This is a genomic window from Blastocatellia bacterium (assembly GCA_025055075.1).
GTDB lineage: Bacteria > Acidobacteriota > Blastocatellia > HR10 > HR10 > HR10.
Genome location: JANWYV010000033.1, coordinates 145,420 through 161,123, shown reverse-complemented (window position 1 = coordinate 161,123; position 15,704 = coordinate 145,420). Strand labels below are relative to the sequence as shown.

Genomic DNA, 15,704 nt, shown 5'->3' with positions numbered 1-15,704 from the left:
AGGGCTTTGTGAGAGGATCGCTGGGAATCAGCGTCCTAAGACGACGACGCAGGCGACCGAGCCTGGTCCTCCGAGATTGTGCACGAGCCCGAGCTCGGCGTTCTTCACCTGTCGGGCCCCGGCCTGTCCGCGCAATTGCAGGACGATCTCCGTGAGCATGCGCACGCCGCTGGCACCAATGGGATGGCCGAACGATTTTAGTCCCCCGCTCGGATTCACCGGCAGATCGCCCGTGAGCGCACTCCGCCCCTCTTCGATGAAGTATCGTCCCTCCCCCTTCTTGCAGAAGCCCAAGTCTTCGTAATTTGAGATCTCCGTCCACGTGAAGCAATCGTGCACTTCCGCGACGGAGATCTCCTGCGCCGGATTCCGAATCCCCGCCATACGATATGCCTCGGCCGCTGCCGCCACCGTCGCTGGAAACCCGACGTATTCGAACGTTGGATCGAAGAACGGCCATCCCGTCTCGACGGCCAATCCGATTCCTTTAACGTACACCGGATCCTCTCGGAACCGCCGCGCGAGATCGGCGCGACAGATGATGACGGCCGCGGCTCCATCGGTCGTCGGACAGCAGTCATAGAGTCCGAACGGATATGCGATGATCGGCGCGGCCAGGACTTGCTCTTCGGTCACTTCCATCCGAAAGTGGGCCTTCGGATTGAGAGAGCCGTTATGATGATTCTTGACGGCCACCTTCGCCAGCGTGCGCCGATCTCCACCGAAGCGATGGAAGTAGCGATTCGCGGCTAAAGCGAAAAGGCCCGGCGGCGTCGAGCCCGCTTCCAGATACGGATGCGTGCCCTCCCGCTGCAATCCCCGCACGGGACGATCGCGCAGTTTCTCCGCTCCCACGACCAATACGACTTCGTACACCCCAGCCGCCACCGCCAAGCATGCGTTCCGAAAGGCATCCGTTCCCGTCGCACAATAGTTCTCCACTCGCGTGATCGGCTTCCCATAGAGTCGCAGCGCGTCAGCCAAGGTGACGCTCGCTTTCCCTCCACCGAATCCCGGCGAGAATGTCCCCAACCACGCGGCCTCCACACGCTCGGGCTCGATCCCCGCGTCCTCGTAGGCGGCGAATGCGGCTTCGGCCATCAATTCCGATAGGCTCTTGTCATGCAACTCGCCGAACTTCGTGCATCCGATCCCAATGATGGCCACTTTGTCCTTCAGACTCTCAGCCATCGCTCCCTCCCTCTGGTCGACACTTCCAATAGTAGTGGTAGAGGCCGCCTCCGACCCCTAGCCGCCGCAGCGTCAACCGCACCGGCATCCCAATTCGCACCTCTGAAGGTTCGACGTCGGTCATTTGCAAATAGAGTCGCCCTCCCCCTTCGACATCCACCACTGCCAAGACCGTCGGCGGCATGGGCGAAGCGGCCAGCCAATCCACGGTGTAAGTGAATACTTCCCCCCGCCGCCCGAGCGGGACTTCACGCAATCCCGTCGTGCTGCGGCATCCTTGGCAAATGAACGTCGGCGGAAACTGCCGCAAGCCGCATTCTCCACATTCTGTGCCCCGCAGACGAATCGTGCGCGTCTCTTCCTTCTCGTAAAAGATGTTCGACAGGACCGGCCCATCCTCGTGATGCCGAAAATACTCCCGCGCCTTTCGAAATCGCTCGTAGGACGGGAATCGCAGCCCGCGCCGAAGTTGTGCCGCGATCGGATCACGCACCACATAGTCCTTGATCCGAGGAGTCACCTCTAACAACACGGCATCAGCGCCACTTCCATATCCGACCAGGAGAATTCGATCTCCGGGTCGCGCTTGTTCGAGCGCCGCGCTCAGCAGCAGCAATGGCGTCGCACACCCGATCATCCCCACCTGCTCCAGAAAGGTCTCTTGCAGTTGCTCAGCGCTGAATCCCAATTCCGTCGCCGTCCGCCCCATCGTCTTCGGATCAGCAGGAGGCAGGATCACGCGCGCGATCTCCGAAGGCCGTAGCCCGCTGTCGTCCAATACCCGCGCGATCGCGCGACCCACGATTCGCGTGTACCCCTCCACCGTGAACCGAGAGGCGAAGCTCGTGATCCGCTCGTCCTTATCCCGCCGGACGAAATCCAGGAAATCGTCACTCACACTCGCCCATGCCTTCACCTCAGCCACGACGTCCTGGCGCCCAACGGTCACGGCTGCGGCTCCATCTCCGAACCATTGCTCCTCCGGCGATTCCGGCGGCGCGTCTCGGGCATCGGCGGCGACGACGACAAGTGGTGCCGTCCCTCCTGCCGCCACGCGATCCACAGCCGCGAGAAGCGCCACTGTGCCCGCGCGCAGCGAATGCGCGAAATCCGCGACCGCGATTTCCTCCGGGAGATCGCACGCTGCCGCTAAAATCGCGGCGTTCATTCGCTCCAGATAGGGTGCCGTTGTGGATGCGAAATAGATCCCCCCGCACGCAGACAGGCCCAATCCCTGTACGGCCTCCAAAGCAAGCGTCAACGCATCCTCGTCAATCCCAATGGCCGTTCGCTCCCCCTTCAGGACAGGCGGCATCCCGTGAGCGGCGGCGATCTTCTCCCGCTCGATCCGATGCCGCGGCAGATAGATGGCATGTCCCGTGATCCCGATCATCACTCCATCGCCCGTAACATGCCTCGACGGTCTATCTGCGTCCGCAATAGCCGCAGCTCCTCTGGCGTCGGCGGCGGCGTCTCCGGCACATGGGCCGGGATGACCAACTCGAAACCCGTGTTCTCCCGAATCCGATCCACCGTCACTCCTGGATGACGCGAGACCACGCGCATCCGCCCTTCGGCGTCGAAATCCAATACGGCCAGATCGCTGACGACCCAAAAGGACCCGCCTTCCATGCTTGAACGAGCATAGCCTGGCGCCGAGACGAAATCAACGCGCTCGACGAAGACCTGACGCGTATGCCGACGAAAGAACGCCACACGGCGCCGCACGCAGGGGACCAGTTCTAATCCTACGCTCCCTGGCCCCCTCAGCCGTGGCGCTGACCACGTCCCCACTCCCACCAAGTTCACATTCCCATGCCGATCTATTTGCAACCCGCTCAGGAACATCACATCAAAAGCCCCCCGCAGCTCCAGATCGAATAATTCCTCCAACCGCACCACGGCCTCCGCGCGGGCGATCGCCCGCGCGGAATTCACCGAAGACAACAACTCCTCCAGCTCCGGATTGAGCGCCGCTGTCCCTCCCATAGTGAACGAGAGATTGGGCGCGTGCGTGAGTTGCGCCAACCGCAATCCAGCCGCCACCTCCCAACAGCCCGTACCGACGCCGACGAAATCTCCATCCTTGACCAAGCGAGAGAAAATAACGGCCATAAGCTCTCTGGATGAAGGTGGCGCGTCTTTCAGCGCGTGCTCTGGAGTTTCTCCCTCTCGCTCTTCCGATGCACGTGCGATCCCCGCTCTTCGCAGATAAGCCGACTCATCGGATGCGAGCACGACGTCCTGGAGATAGCGCGCCATCCCCTCGCGCGTCCGACCGTGGGCAAGGTAGGACTGCAGATGCTCACGATCCACATCATAGAGCGGCTCACTCGCCGTCGGATGCGCCGCTCCAAACAGAGGGACGACCGCATTCACCAAGATGGATGGAAGCGTCGTCCGCCACGGTTCCTCTCGCATGGCCTCGTGCGCGATCAGCTCATCGCAACTGAGGATGACGCGACGAGCCGCCCGCGCTAGCAACGAGTCCATGTAGACCGATCCGAGGTGTCGCGCGTTCCCGAAGGGATCACTCTGCTGCGCATGCAGCAATGCCCAATCGGGCACGAGCGCGGGCACGCAGAGGACCTCGGCGCCGGTGAATGGATCGCGCGTGAAGCGATAGTCGGCGTTCACCCGAACCAAATCCGTATAGGCGAGCGCACGTGGCAGAGCGAAGAAGGGCGCGCCCGCTGCTCCCGCCTTCAGTCCAAAGGCGAGGAATGCTTCCCCGACCTCGCGAATCTCAATCTCTCCACTCTCGGCCGCACGCCGGAAATTGGGCGCTCCTCCGAACTCCTCCAATCCGACATAGGGACTGATCACCCGACGCACGCATCCGGCCCCGATGAGCAAATCGAGCGGAAGGCCCGCCACAGCAGACGTAATCACCGTCAGATCCCGCTTTCGCTGCCGAATCAACTCCCGCACCAACGCCATTGGCGCGTTGAACAACGACAGTCCTCCAATGGCGATCGCGCTGCCATCTTCAATCCGCGCGATGGCCTCGCGGAGCGAGACGATCTTCGCTCGTCGCATTGTCACTTCTGATACCGTCGCTCGATGAGCTTCGTCTTATGAGCCGTGCGCTCGAGCGTCCCTTCGGGAACCATCTCGATCTCCGGGCGCACGCGCAGGCGCGCGTGCATCGCTTCGACGATCTCTCCCTTCAGGCGCTCAATCTGCTCGCCCTCGAGACTTGCGCGATATTCAACCCGAAGCCGTAGCGGCGGCGTCACACGCGGTCCTGGCTCAGTGAGTACGATCCGCATCTCTCCGGTCGCGCGCGGGGAGAACGATTCGATGAGATTCTTCACGGCTGCCGGATAGACCTTCACCCCCTTGACAATCAGAAGGTCGTCCACGCGCCCGAGCACCTTGATGCGCGGCCCCGGTTGTCCGCACGGACACGGCGTTGTGAACACTTGATAGATATCCCCCACGGAATATCGAATTGGCGGCTGCGCCTCCCATTCTAAGGCTGTCTTCACCCGTTCCCCAATGGCTCCGTCCACCAGTGGGATGGGCTCTTTCGTCTCCGGGTCCACAAGATCGTAAGAGACCGAGAAATCGTCGCCCACGACGTGCATTCCCTGATACTCAGGGGCATCGCACGAGACATTGAGGATCCCATGAGCCCCACCGAGCATATCATAGAGTCGTACGCCGTAGGCTTCCTGGATCTTTCGACGCACTTCAGGCAATCCAGCTCCCGGCTCCCCCGCGCAGCAGATGATCTCGATCCCCAGATCACTGACCTCACATCCGAGGACCTTGGGCGCGACCTCGATCAGGTATTCGGCATACGAGGGCGTACACAGTAAGGCGCGCGGCCGCGTCCACCGAATGAGTTTCAACAACCGTTCGCTTCCAGCCTCGGCGCCACAGGGAATCGGGCGTGCTCCCATCCTCTCCAAGGCGCGAACGACAGGCACCCCGGCCAGGAACATGCTCAACCCAAAAGCATGCATCACGGTATCCCCCGGCCGGATTCCGGCCCGCCAGAATCCGCGCGCCCAGAGGCGATCGGTGACCTCCACATCGTGTCGCGTGAAGGCATAGAAAGTCGGTTCCCCTGTCGTCCCCGACGTCGCCGCGACAGCGACCACCTGCTCCAGCGGCGCGCAGAGGAACATGCCAAATGGATGACCCAACTCCCGAAGCGACTGCTCCTGACTCTCCCGATGGATCTCCGGTGTGAGGAAGATTGGCAACCGATGCAAATCCTCTAGCGTGCGAATGTCCTCCGGATGAGCTCCCGCTTGATGGAACTTCTCGCGGTAGAAGGGCGATGCCTCGTAGGCATAGCGGAGTTGACGCCGCAGCTTCTCCAGGCGCACGGCCTCGAGTCGCTCACGCGGCATTAACTCCCACTCCGGCTCCCAATATGCCTCGGATCGTCGCTCGATTGATGACATACGCCATCTCCTCCTCAGTCAGGAAGACTCCAGAGGCGCATCCTCCGCCTCTTCCAAATCGGGGACCCACCGATTGTCCTCCACGCGGTAACGAGTGGCGACCTCAATGAGGACCCCATGCGCCTTACGCGGCGGGACGAAGACCCACTTCAGCCATGGGATGTTCGATGGCCCCGTCGGCTCCGCACTCGTCAACGGGATCCCCGCCTGCTGGAGGTCTGCGATCGTTTGCGCGAGATCGCTCGTCGTGAAGGCGATGTGATGCACCCGCTCGCCATATTTCTCCAAGAGCTTTTGATCAGCCGGATGCTGGCTCTCGAAGAACTGAATCGAAGTCCCGTGGGGATTCACGAAGGTCGCCCATCGGAGCTTATATCCGTCGGCCTCACCTTCGTCCCACACGATCTGCTGGGCTTGTTCGGGATCGAGGACGCTCAGGATCTGCTGATAATCCTGCACGGCCTGATCCAGATCGCGCACCAGGAAGGCAATGTGATCAAATTTCAGTTTCGGCATGGCTCTTCCCTCCTCGCCGAAAATCTCGTCCTCACATTCCCGAGACGGGATTGATGAACTCCAATCCACCATCAATTTGCAGGACTTGGCCAGTGATGAAATCGGCTTGTGGAGAAGCCAGGAAGGCGATGGCTGCGGCCACGTCTTCGGGGTATCCGGGACGCCCGAAGGGCATCTGTCGGAGGATGCGCTCGCGCACATCTGGGGGAAGTCCCAATCCCGATGGAGCCTCCAGCCCCCGCGCCGCCGTCAGGCGCGTCTCGATGAATCCGGGCGCGACCGCATTGACATTGACCAGAAAGGGCGCCAGCTCGCGAGCGGCGGCCTTCGTCAATCCGATCACGCCCGCCTTGGCCGCCGCATAATTGGCGTTGCCCACAGCGCCATAGATCCCGGCGATCGAGCTGACGTTGATGATCTTGCGATGCACGCGCTCGCCGCGCTGTTGATCGCGTCGAAACGCCTCACGGAAATGGGCTGCCGCCGCGCGCATGACGTGGAACGTGCCGCGCAATACGACATCCATGACGCGGTCATACTGCTCGTCCGTCAGCCGATGCAGCATGGCATCGGCCGTGACGCCCGCGTTATTGACGACAATGTCGAACTGTCCGAACCGCGCGATCGCCGTCTCCACGAGCATCCGCGCGACGTCCGCTCGCGCGACGCTCCCCAAGACGACGAGCGCCTGCCCACCATGCTCACGGACGAGTGCTTCGGTCTCGCGCGCGGGCTCCTCATCCACATCGTTGATGAGGACGCGGGCGCCAAGTGCCGCGAACGTTAACGCTGTGGCTCGCCCGATCCCTCGCCCCGATCCCGTCACGGCGGCGACTTTCCCTTCCAGCGAGATCATCGTCCCTCTCTCCGATCGTCAATAGCTTCGCGGCAGTCCCAGCCGTTCCCCGATGAAGTTCAAGACCATCTCATCTGTGATCGGCCCGACGCGATGCAACCGCACGTCGCGCCAGTAGCGCTGCATGTCGTACTCGCGGCTGTAGCAATATCCCCCCAAGATTTGCATCCCCATGTCCGCGACCTCGAACCCGAAGTTCGCGGCCACGAGCTTCGCCATATTCGCCTCCACGGCGCACTCTCGTCCCTGCGATTGCAACCACGCCGCCTTATACGTGATCAACCGCGCCAGCTCCAGCTTCGTGTACATCCACGAGAGCTTATGCTGAATCGCCTGAAATTGACCGATCGGCTTCCCAAACGCCTGCCGCTCCTTGGCATACGCCAGCGCATCCTCGAATGCCCCTTGCGCCTCGCCCACGCACATAGCGGCCGTCAAAATCCGCTCCTCATTTAGCATGCCGAACAATTGATACATCCCTTTGTCCCGCTGCCCGAGCAGATTCTCCCGTGGGACGCGTACGCGATCATAGAAGACCTCGAAGGATTGCGTGGCGCGGATGCCCACCTTCTCCAGTTTCCGCAGTGTGATCCCCGGACTCCTCCGATCCACAAGGAAAGCCGAGATGCCATCCACCCGCTTCGTCACCTTCTCATTGGTCCGCGCGAAGACGATCAGATAGTCCGATACATGCGCCGCCGTCGTCCACACCTTCTGCCCAGTGATCACATACCCATCCCCATCTTCAACAGCTCGCGTCTTCATGGCTCCGGCCACGTCCGTCCCCCCATCGGGTTCGGTCAAAGAGATGGCGAACTTAATTCGTCCCTCGGCCAACAGCGGCAAATAACGGCGCTTCTGTTCCTCGGTCCCCGCCAGAAGCAACGTCATTGCTCCGAAACAGGCCGACATCCAGAAGGTCAGCGCGATAGCGCCGCTGCGACGCGCCAACTCCTCGGTCACGATGACCAAATCCATGATGTCTCCTCCAACCCCGCCATAAGCCTCCGGGATGGGAAGTTGCAGAAACCCATATTCGGCGAGCTTCTGCCAGACGCGTTCAGGATATTCCTCCTTCTCATCTAATTCCCGCACATACTCCCGCGGACACTCTCGCTCGACGAATGCCCGAATGTTTTGTCGCAACAGCTCCTTCTCCTTCCCCAGATCGAAGTTCAATCCCCCCCCCAGCGGGGTCTCCAATTCCGAATGATGCGCAACCATACGCTCACCTCCTGCAGATCAAAGGCTCTCTGCTCGGAACCACAGAGGCTCCTTCGCGGTTCTCACCGCCGCGCCGAGGAACGCGCTTTCGCCCCCCCCCCTTCGCTCGGCGCGGTGAATTCGAGGCCGTCGAATCTCGTTTCACAATTCCTTCAAGGATGAGGTTCGTGAAAACGGCCGTGATCTGCTCCAACGTGAAGCCAAGATCGGGTCGATACCACCGGTAGACCCAATTACACATCCCCAGGATTCCATAGACCGCTAATCGGGGATCGAGCTCGCGGAAGACGCCGGCGGCCTGTCCCTCGCGGATGATCTCGATGTACCGATCTTGGAACCGACGCATGCGTGCCAGGATACGGCGCCGACGCCGCTCCGAAAGTGTGTCGAACTCGTGCAGGAAGAGACCCACGGTCACCTGATCCCGGATGACATACTCGATCTCGGCCTCGATGGCGCGCCGCAGTTTCTCGATGGGATCGCGAGCCGACGCGACTTTCTGCAGAAAGTAATCGTCGCCCTTTTTGATGACCTGATCGAGGGTGATGTAGAGGAGGTCTTCCTTGGAAGCGATATAGTAATAGAGCGATCCCTTGAGCATCCCCACGCGATTGGCGACGTCCTGCATCGTCGTCGCGTGATATCCCTTCTCATAGAAAAGCTCGGCAGCAGCCCTCAGGATTTCCTCGAACCGATCTCCCTCCTCGGGAGCCCGTCTTCGCGAACGTTCTCTTGCGACGACCACTGTCGTACCTCCTTCCACAAAGATCTCCAGCGCCTCAAGCTTGCCTCACCTCGCTTGCTCCCGACAAGTCCTCGGATGTCGAAGAAATCGCTGAGGCCACAAGGCACGAGTCCTTCTCCGGATCATAGCTTCGCCGCCAGATGAGCACCTTGCGCCACGGCATCCAAGATTGTCCCCGGGCGCACACAATCTCCAATTCGATAGACGGGCACGGGGAAATCCTCCTCCAGGCAGAAGGCCATCTCATCGCTCGGCCGATAGCCCATGGCGAGGACGACAGAATCGCACGGGAGGATTCGCTCTTGATCTCGTTCGTCCACCACGACGGCACGCCCCTCTTCGATCCGCGCGATGCGATGGCGGGTCAGCAGCTGCACGCCTGCTTCTTTGAACTCATAGTAGAGCCATCGTCGAGTGATCGCTTCGATCCCCCTCCCGATATGCGAAAGCAGCTCCACGATCGTGATCTCATGGCCTCGATGTAGCAAATATTCGGCTACATCGCACCCGGTCCCTCCTCCTCCAACGATCACCACACGACGGCCAACCGAAGTACGACCGAGCAATACCTCCTCGGCGATCGCCACTATCGGGAGATCGGCTCCCGAGAGCGGCGGAATCATCGGTACACTCCCCGTCGCCAAGACGACGACATCGGGGTGCATCCCCAGCAACTCCTCGCGTGCGAGCGTCACACCGAGTTCGACCCGAACATGGTGCCTTTCAATCTGGCGAATCAAATACTCCGTGAATCGGTGGATCTCTTTCTTCGATGGAGCGGCGGCTGAGACATGGAGCTTTCCGCCCAAGCGCCTCTCCTTCTCGAAGAGCCACACCTCATGCCCACGCTCAGCAGCCACGCGCGCGGCCTCGAGTCCGGCCGGTCCTCCGCCGATGATGAGGATACGCTTGCGCTGCCGCGCCGGCCGGATCTGAAAGACGAACTCCTCCCCCAGTTCGGCATTCACAGTGCAGCGCGCCTCCAGCGCCCGCGAGACGAAGTCCACGCAATAGTTGCAGGAGATGCACGGGCGAATATCCTCGATGCGATTTTCGATCACCTTCTTCGCCCATTCGGGATCGGCGATGAGGCCGCGTCCGACGGCGATGAGATCAGCCTTCCCCTCCTGCAGGACGCGCTCGGCTACCTCTACATCGTGCAAGCGACCGACGGCGATGACGGGAATGCGCACGGCGGATTTGATCGCCCCGGCATCTTCGGCGAGATACCCCTTGGGCATGAACATGGGCGCCATGATGTAATGCAGCGTCTGCCAATTCCCCGCCGAAACGCTGATCGAACTGACGCCGGCTTGCTCCAGACGCCGGGCGATCTCCCGCGTCTCCGCGAGCGTCAAACCATCGGACACATACTCCTGCCCCGAGATCCGAACCTGAATGGGGAAATCCGTTCCCACTCGTTCCTGAATTCCGGCGATGATCTCCAGCAGAAATCGGAGTCGCCCTTCCAAAGAGCCGCCGTACTCGTCGTCACGACGATTCGACGCCGGCGAGAGGAACTCGCAGATCAGGTATCCATGCGCGCCATGCAACTCCACGAAGTCAAATCCCGCCTCGCGCGCGCGTCGCGCTCCTTCCACGAATTCCTCCACCACGAACCGAATCTCCTCCGGAGTGAGCACTCGCGGGATCGGCCCCTTGGGGGAGATCGGGATCGGCGAAGGAGCGATCGGTGTGCCGAGCGTCGTTTGCCGCCCCATGTGATTCAATTGCAACCCCACGACGACCTCGTACGGCTTGAGCGCGGCCACGAGCCGCCGCAGCCCCTCGATGTACCGATCGTCGTGGATGCGCAACTCAGGTCCCACGCCGACGACATCGGGGTCTACGATGCAATTCTCGACCACGATCATGCCGACGCCACTTTGGGCCCGCCGCAGATAATATCGGATCACGCGATCCGAGACCGTACCATCTTCATGCGCATATCCCATCCCCATCGGGGGCATGACGATACGGTTCTTCACGCGCAGGCCGCTGAACGTGATGGGCTCCAAGAGCTTCAGGCTCATGTCCGCAACATTCCCTCCACGTCAATGCGCTCGCGCAGCACCCGTAACTCCTCCGCCGTCGGGGGCTCAGTCTCCGGCACGACCTCTGGGATGATCAGCTCGAATCCCGTGTTTTGCACCACGTCATCCACGGTCACACCAGGATGGACCGATTGGAGACGCATCCGTTTGGTCTGCGGCTCGAAGTCCATGATGCACAACGGCGTGATGCAATAGAGAGGTCCGTTGTCGGGAAGGCCCAGTCGCCGGCGGCCCTCGGCCCCTCCTTCACCCCATCCCACTGTCGAGACGAAGTCGCATTTCTCGACGAAGATACGACGATCGTGAGATTGAACGTAGAGGTAGTAGCGATCCACATAATGCGCCATCGAGGTGGTGCCGACGGCCCCGGGTCCGCGAAACGTCAGGCGCCGATAGTCCTTGCCAACGCCGATGAGATTCGAATTCCCGTAGGGATCAATCTGAAGCGCTCCGACGACGAACATGTTGGAGACCAAGCGCGGATTCTCCTGGAAATCGTCGTGCAGGACATAGGCTTCGGCCCACTTCGCCGGCCGGAAATCGGTCACCGTGTAGAAAGGCTCCATCCGCGGCTCCTTGAGGACGTTCGTGAACGTCATGACCATATAGAGCCGGACGTTGGGACAATAGAGCAGATGCGCCAGCAAAATCCCCGCGCGCGGCACATGGAGTCCCGCTCCAACGGCCACGCGCTCGCCATCGCGTACCTGACGGGCGATAAAGGTCGCGATCAATTCTTTGGTCGTGAAGTCCCTCGCGGATTCTCGCGCCATGGCCTAGTACTCGTGCAGAGAGATGAGGCGTTTGATGCCGATGACCTCCAGATAATCGGCGTGCGTCTCGGGATCCAGGACATACTTGCGGAGATACGCCTCGAAGGGGCCACGATCGCCATGCTTGGCATAGGCTGTCGCCGCAGCGACGTACTCGCGCAAATGCTCAGCGTCCTCGATGTAGTAGCCCGGCGCAGCGAATGGATGCGACCCGTAGGGCGCGCGCACAATGGCATCCACGCCATAGAGTGATGTCGCCAGCGGATTCTTCCGCACCTCCTCGTTAGGGATGATGCGCTCGACCTGGACGATCGTCCGATCTGCCGCGCGCCAGAGGGCACGATCCCCGAACCCCGTGCCAATGTGTTGGACATTCCCATAAGGATCAGCGTGAGCGGCGTAGATGATGGCGATGTCGGGTTTGATGGCCGGGATGGCGAGAAGCGGCTCGCCTGTGATCGGATCACTGAAGACCTTGATATCGGGATTGACCTCGGGAAAGGAGGTGCCGATCCCAGCCTTCCACGGCGTGAAGGGCAGGCGCTGCGCCGCTGCGCGTAAGGCGCAGTAGTACATTCCTTCATCGCACTCCCACACGTCCAACTCCCCACGTTCGACGGCCGCGCGAAACATCGGAGCGACCGGACAATAGTGCTCGCCCCCCATGTAAGCCGTCACGAGTCTCCGGACGCACCCGGCTCCAATGAGCAGATCCAAATCCAAGCCACCGGAAGCTGGCCCGACGACAGTGAGATTCTTCACCCCGCGCCGGATGATCTGACGAACGATCGCCATCGGATGGCTCGAGTTAATGAACCCCCCAATGGCGATCGTCATCCCATCGCGAATCCATGAGGCCGCTTCCTGTTCGTCAAGGACAAGCGATCTCCGTTCCAAACCCATAGCGATCCGTTTGCTCAATAGTGCCAGGAATTCTTGAACTCCGGAATGCGAAAGCCCAAGATTTCTTCGACGCAGGTCAAGGCAGCCCGCGCGGCGCGATCCACGCCGATCCCCCGCGAGCGAAAGGTCTCCGAGGCGAAGAACAGGCCTTCGACGTTCGGCGCTCGATGATCAGGCCGATACCGACCGACTAAGCACGGCTTTTGGATGACGCCGAACGGCGGATACGCCACCAGGTGGCGCTTCTTCCAAATGATGTTCTTCGCCGTGAACGTACTGGGATACATGGCCGCTAAGTCGCGCTCGGCCTCCGCGAACTTCCGTTCGATCCATTCCCGATCCCGTATCCCTTGAAACGCAAACCCGCAATTGAACAGATGCTTCCCTTCGGGAGCCGTCGTCGGATCCATTCCTGAGACCAGGAATGCCCATCCGGGCAAGCGGCTGTAAGGCGCCTCAAACCACACGGCCAGCTCCGTGAGCGACGTGCCCGTGTAGATCGGCTCATGGCAGGCAACGTAGAAGCCCAACCAACAGACACGGAACTGATCCTGCGCCAAGAGTTTCACCTGCGCCACGTACCAATCGGGCAGGTCTTGCTCCCACACCACGTCCAAGACATTCCACACGGGCAATGTGCAGATGACGGTCTCCGTCTCCACGTATTCCAGGTTGAAGGCTTCCGTCGGAATCGCTTTCCGAACCGGTTCGAGCGCGACAGCCACGACTCGACCGTTCTCGATCACGACGCGATGCGCGCGCGTCTGAAGCCGGATCTCTCCGCCGTACTCGCGTACCGCATCGGCGAGCGTGTGAAACATCCCGTCCCATCCGCCGACGGGCCAGAAGGAGTACCCGGCCGTCTGCTTCTCCTGATAGTGCATCTTGCGAACGTAGAGGTTATCGCTAGCCGAATGATCGTACCATTTCTCCGTAAGACATTCGGCCATGGCGATGTACTCGAACAGCTCGATGATCCCCTCGCTGCGCGTGTGTTCCAAAAGCCACGCGCGAAGCGGCAGATGATCGTACCGATCGAACGCTTCGAATTCGGTCTCGCATAAAATGCGGATCACTTTCTTCAACTCGCCCTTGTCCACTCGGTATCGCTCCTGGATGGGCCGCCACCGCCCCGCACTGTTATCCCAGAAAGGAAGTCCTTGGTTGACGACGCCGTGTTCGAGCCGCTTCCCGAGGAATTCGAAGATGCGGGTGAGGCCCGAACCACTATCCTCGAGCAAATGCCCGCCGAGGTTGAGCCGATACCCCTCATACGGAATGGCCATGGCGCGCCCGCCCAAATGGACATCGCGTTCGATGAGGAGCACTTTCTTCCCGAACTTGGCCAAGAGCGCGCCGGCTGTTAATCCAGCCGCCCCAGCCCCGATGATGACGACATCATATTTCGCCATATGACGCTTCCTCTCCCTACCGATAGCCCAATGCGTATTCAGCGATGAGCACGCGGTGTAGCTCGTTGACCCCTTCGACGATCTGGAAGACCTTGGCGTCGCGATAGTACCGACTGACGGGATATTCGGCCGAGCACCCGTAAGCGCCGAAGATCTGGACGGCATGCGTCGCGGCCATCAGCGCCACATCCGTCGCCACCATCTTGGCGATCGAAGCCTCGCGGCGCACATCGGGCACCCCGCGGTCTTTGAGCCACGCTAACCGATACGTCAGATAGCGCGCGCTCTCGATCCCTACGACCATGTCAGTGATCTTGGATTGCACGAGCTGGAACTTCCCAATGGGTTGACCGAAGACCACGCGCTCGCGCGCGTACGTAAGAACTTCGTCCAAACACGCTTGGGCCATCCCGACAGCGCGCGCAGCCACTCCCAACCGCCCGTTCTCCACCGCGCACATGGCGACGCGAAAGCCCTCGCCCTCCTCGCCAATTCGATTCTCGACCGGCACCCGACAGTCCTCGAAGACGACTTCGCCGGTGCAGAGCGGTCGAAATCCCAGTTTGTGTTTGTACGGGCGGAGCGTCATTCCCGGTGTCCCTCGCTCGACGATGAACGCGCAAATTCCCTTATGCCTGAGACTCCGATCAAGCGTGGCGAACGTCAGCACCCAACCACACACATCGAGGAAGCTGATCCATGCTTTCGCCCCGTTGAGGACGTAGTATTTTCCATCCCGTCGGCATGTCGTGCGCATGGCGCCGACGTCCGTACCGGATCCCGGTTCGGTAAGTGCCACGGAGGCGAACACCTCGCCCTGCGCAAGAGGCTTCAGATACTTCTGCTTCTGTTCCTCCGTCCCATAGCGGAGGATCGCCGAACCGGCCAGACCGCTCGGGAAGGAGAGCGCACAGCCGATGATCTGACACACGCGCGAGATCTCCTCGATGAGGAGCGCATAGGTGACATGGTCCAACCCAGCCCCTCCATACTCGACCGGGACGACGCCCCCCATGTACCCCTGCGCCGCCGCCTTCCTGACGATCTCAACGGGGAAGCGCTCCTCCTGATCATACGCGGCTACATAAGGCGCGATCTCCCGAAGGGCGAATTCCCGCACAGCTTTTTTGATTTGTAGCTGTTCCTCCGTGAATCCGAAGTCCATCGCTGGATCCCTCCTTCTCCGAAGAGCCGATCACCTGACGGGAGCGAAATAGACGATGTCCAAGATGCTCCCTGTGCGCTCCTGGCGCCATACGGCGCGAACGCGGACCACTTGCTCCAGCTCGGTCGGCTCCACCTCTCCCAGACGATGCACGAGATGAGTATCCGCGCCATCCAGTCGAATCAGGCCGAGAATCACCGGCGGTTCTATTGGGCGCACCGTGTAGCTCACCAACTCCCCCTCATCCGGCAACTCGCGCCATTCCGCGATCTCCCGCCAGCATCGCCCGCAGAATCCGAGGGGCGGGACGTACACGCGCCCGCACTCTCCACATCGCGTCGCCCAAATGCGACGCTCAGCCAGTCCCATGAGGAAGCGCGATATCGTCCGACCTGCCGTATATTCGAAGGGGATGCGAATCCTCTGATGAACAACCCATTCGCTCAT

Annotated in this window: 14 protein-coding genes; all 14 read right to left on the bottom strand. The window is 61.0% G+C overall.

Annotated elements, in window-relative coordinates; all coding sequences use genetic code 11:
• Positions 1-27: 27 nt before the first annotated feature.
• Positions 28-1,191, bottom strand: a complete 1,164-nt coding sequence (locus NZ746_08585; protein ID MCS6817423.1) for an acetyl-CoA acetyltransferase — start codon at positions 1,189-1,191, stop codon at positions 28-30.
• Positions 1,184-2,584 (bottom strand): OB-fold domain-containing protein, encoded by a 1,401-nt coding sequence (locus tag NZ746_08580; GenBank protein ID MCS6817422.1) that lies wholly within the window; start codon positions 2,582-2,584, stop codon positions 1,184-1,186. The genes NZ746_08585 and NZ746_08580 overlap by 8 nt, the downstream gene beginning before the upstream one ends.
• Positions 2,584-4,230 (bottom strand): hypothetical protein, encoded by a 1,647-nt coding sequence (locus NZ746_08575; GenBank protein ID MCS6817421.1) that lies wholly within the window; start codon positions 4,228-4,230, stop codon positions 2,584-2,586. Before NZ746_08575 ends, NZ746_08580 begins: the two co-directional genes overlap by 1 nt.
• A gap of 2 nt (positions 4,231-4,232) precedes the next feature.
• A complete protein-coding gene (locus NZ746_08570) occupies positions 4,233-5,609 on the bottom strand; it encodes a phenylacetate--CoA ligase family protein (protein ID MCS6817420.1) in 1,377 nt (458 codons plus the stop codon).
• 18 nt (positions 5,610-5,627) lie between these two features.
• A complete protein-coding gene (locus NZ746_08565; protein ID MCS6817419.1) occupies positions 5,628-6,125 on the bottom strand; it encodes a VOC family protein in 498 nt (165 codons plus the stop codon).
• A gap of 31 nt (positions 6,126-6,156) precedes the next feature.
• Positions 6,157-6,981, bottom strand: coding sequence for a 3-oxoacyl-ACP reductase FabG (locus tag NZ746_08560; GenBank protein ID MCS6817418.1), 825 nt, complete (start codon positions 6,979-6,981; stop codon positions 6,157-6,159).
• An 18-nt stretch (positions 6,982-6,999) separates the two neighbouring features.
• Positions 7,000-8,205 carry an acyl-CoA/acyl-ACP dehydrogenase gene (locus NZ746_08555; GenBank protein MCS6817417.1) on the bottom strand — a complete coding sequence of 402 codons (1,206 nt, stop codon included), beginning with the start codon at positions 8,203-8,205 and terminating at the stop codon, positions 7,000-7,002.
• A gap of 4 nt (positions 8,206-8,209) precedes the next feature.
• The gene (locus NZ746_08550) at positions 8,210-8,950 is read right to left on the bottom strand and encodes a TetR/AcrR family transcriptional regulator (protein MCS6817416.1); all 741 of its coding nucleotides are present in this window, start codon (positions 8,948-8,950) and stop codon (positions 8,210-8,212) included.
• Between the two features lie 122 nt (positions 8,951-9,072).
• Positions 9,073-10,983: an FAD-dependent oxidoreductase gene (locus NZ746_08545; protein MCS6817415.1), complete on the bottom strand. Its 1,911-nt coding sequence runs from the start codon at positions 10,981-10,983 to the stop codon at positions 9,073-9,075.
• Positions 10,980-11,777: a hypothetical protein gene (locus tag NZ746_08540; GenBank protein ID MCS6817414.1), complete on the bottom strand. Its 798-nt coding sequence runs from the start codon at positions 11,775-11,777 to the stop codon at positions 10,980-10,982. The genes NZ746_08545 and NZ746_08540 overlap by 4 nt, the downstream gene beginning before the upstream one ends.
• Before the next feature lie 3 nt (positions 11,778-11,780).
• Positions 11,781-12,674 (bottom strand): acyl CoA--acetate/3-ketoacid CoA transferase subunit alpha, encoded by an 894-nt coding sequence (locus NZ746_08535; protein MCS6817413.1) that lies wholly within the window; start codon positions 12,672-12,674, stop codon positions 11,781-11,783.
• Positions 12,675-12,694: 20 nt separating this feature from the next.
• Positions 12,695-14,092, bottom strand: a complete 1,398-nt coding sequence (locus NZ746_08530) for an FAD-dependent oxidoreductase (protein ID MCS6817412.1) — start codon at positions 14,090-14,092, stop codon at positions 12,695-12,697.
• Between the two features lie 16 nt (positions 14,093-14,108).
• Complete coding sequence (locus tag NZ746_08525) at positions 14,109-15,257, bottom strand: acyl-CoA dehydrogenase family protein (GenBank protein ID MCS6817411.1); 1,149 nt, start codon at positions 15,255-15,257, stop codon at positions 14,109-14,111.
• A gap of 30 nt (positions 15,258-15,287) precedes the next feature.
• The gene (locus NZ746_08520; GenBank protein MCS6817410.1) at positions 15,288-15,704 is read right to left on the bottom strand and encodes a Zn-ribbon domain-containing OB-fold protein; all 417 of its coding nucleotides are present in this window, start codon (positions 15,702-15,704) and stop codon (positions 15,288-15,290) included.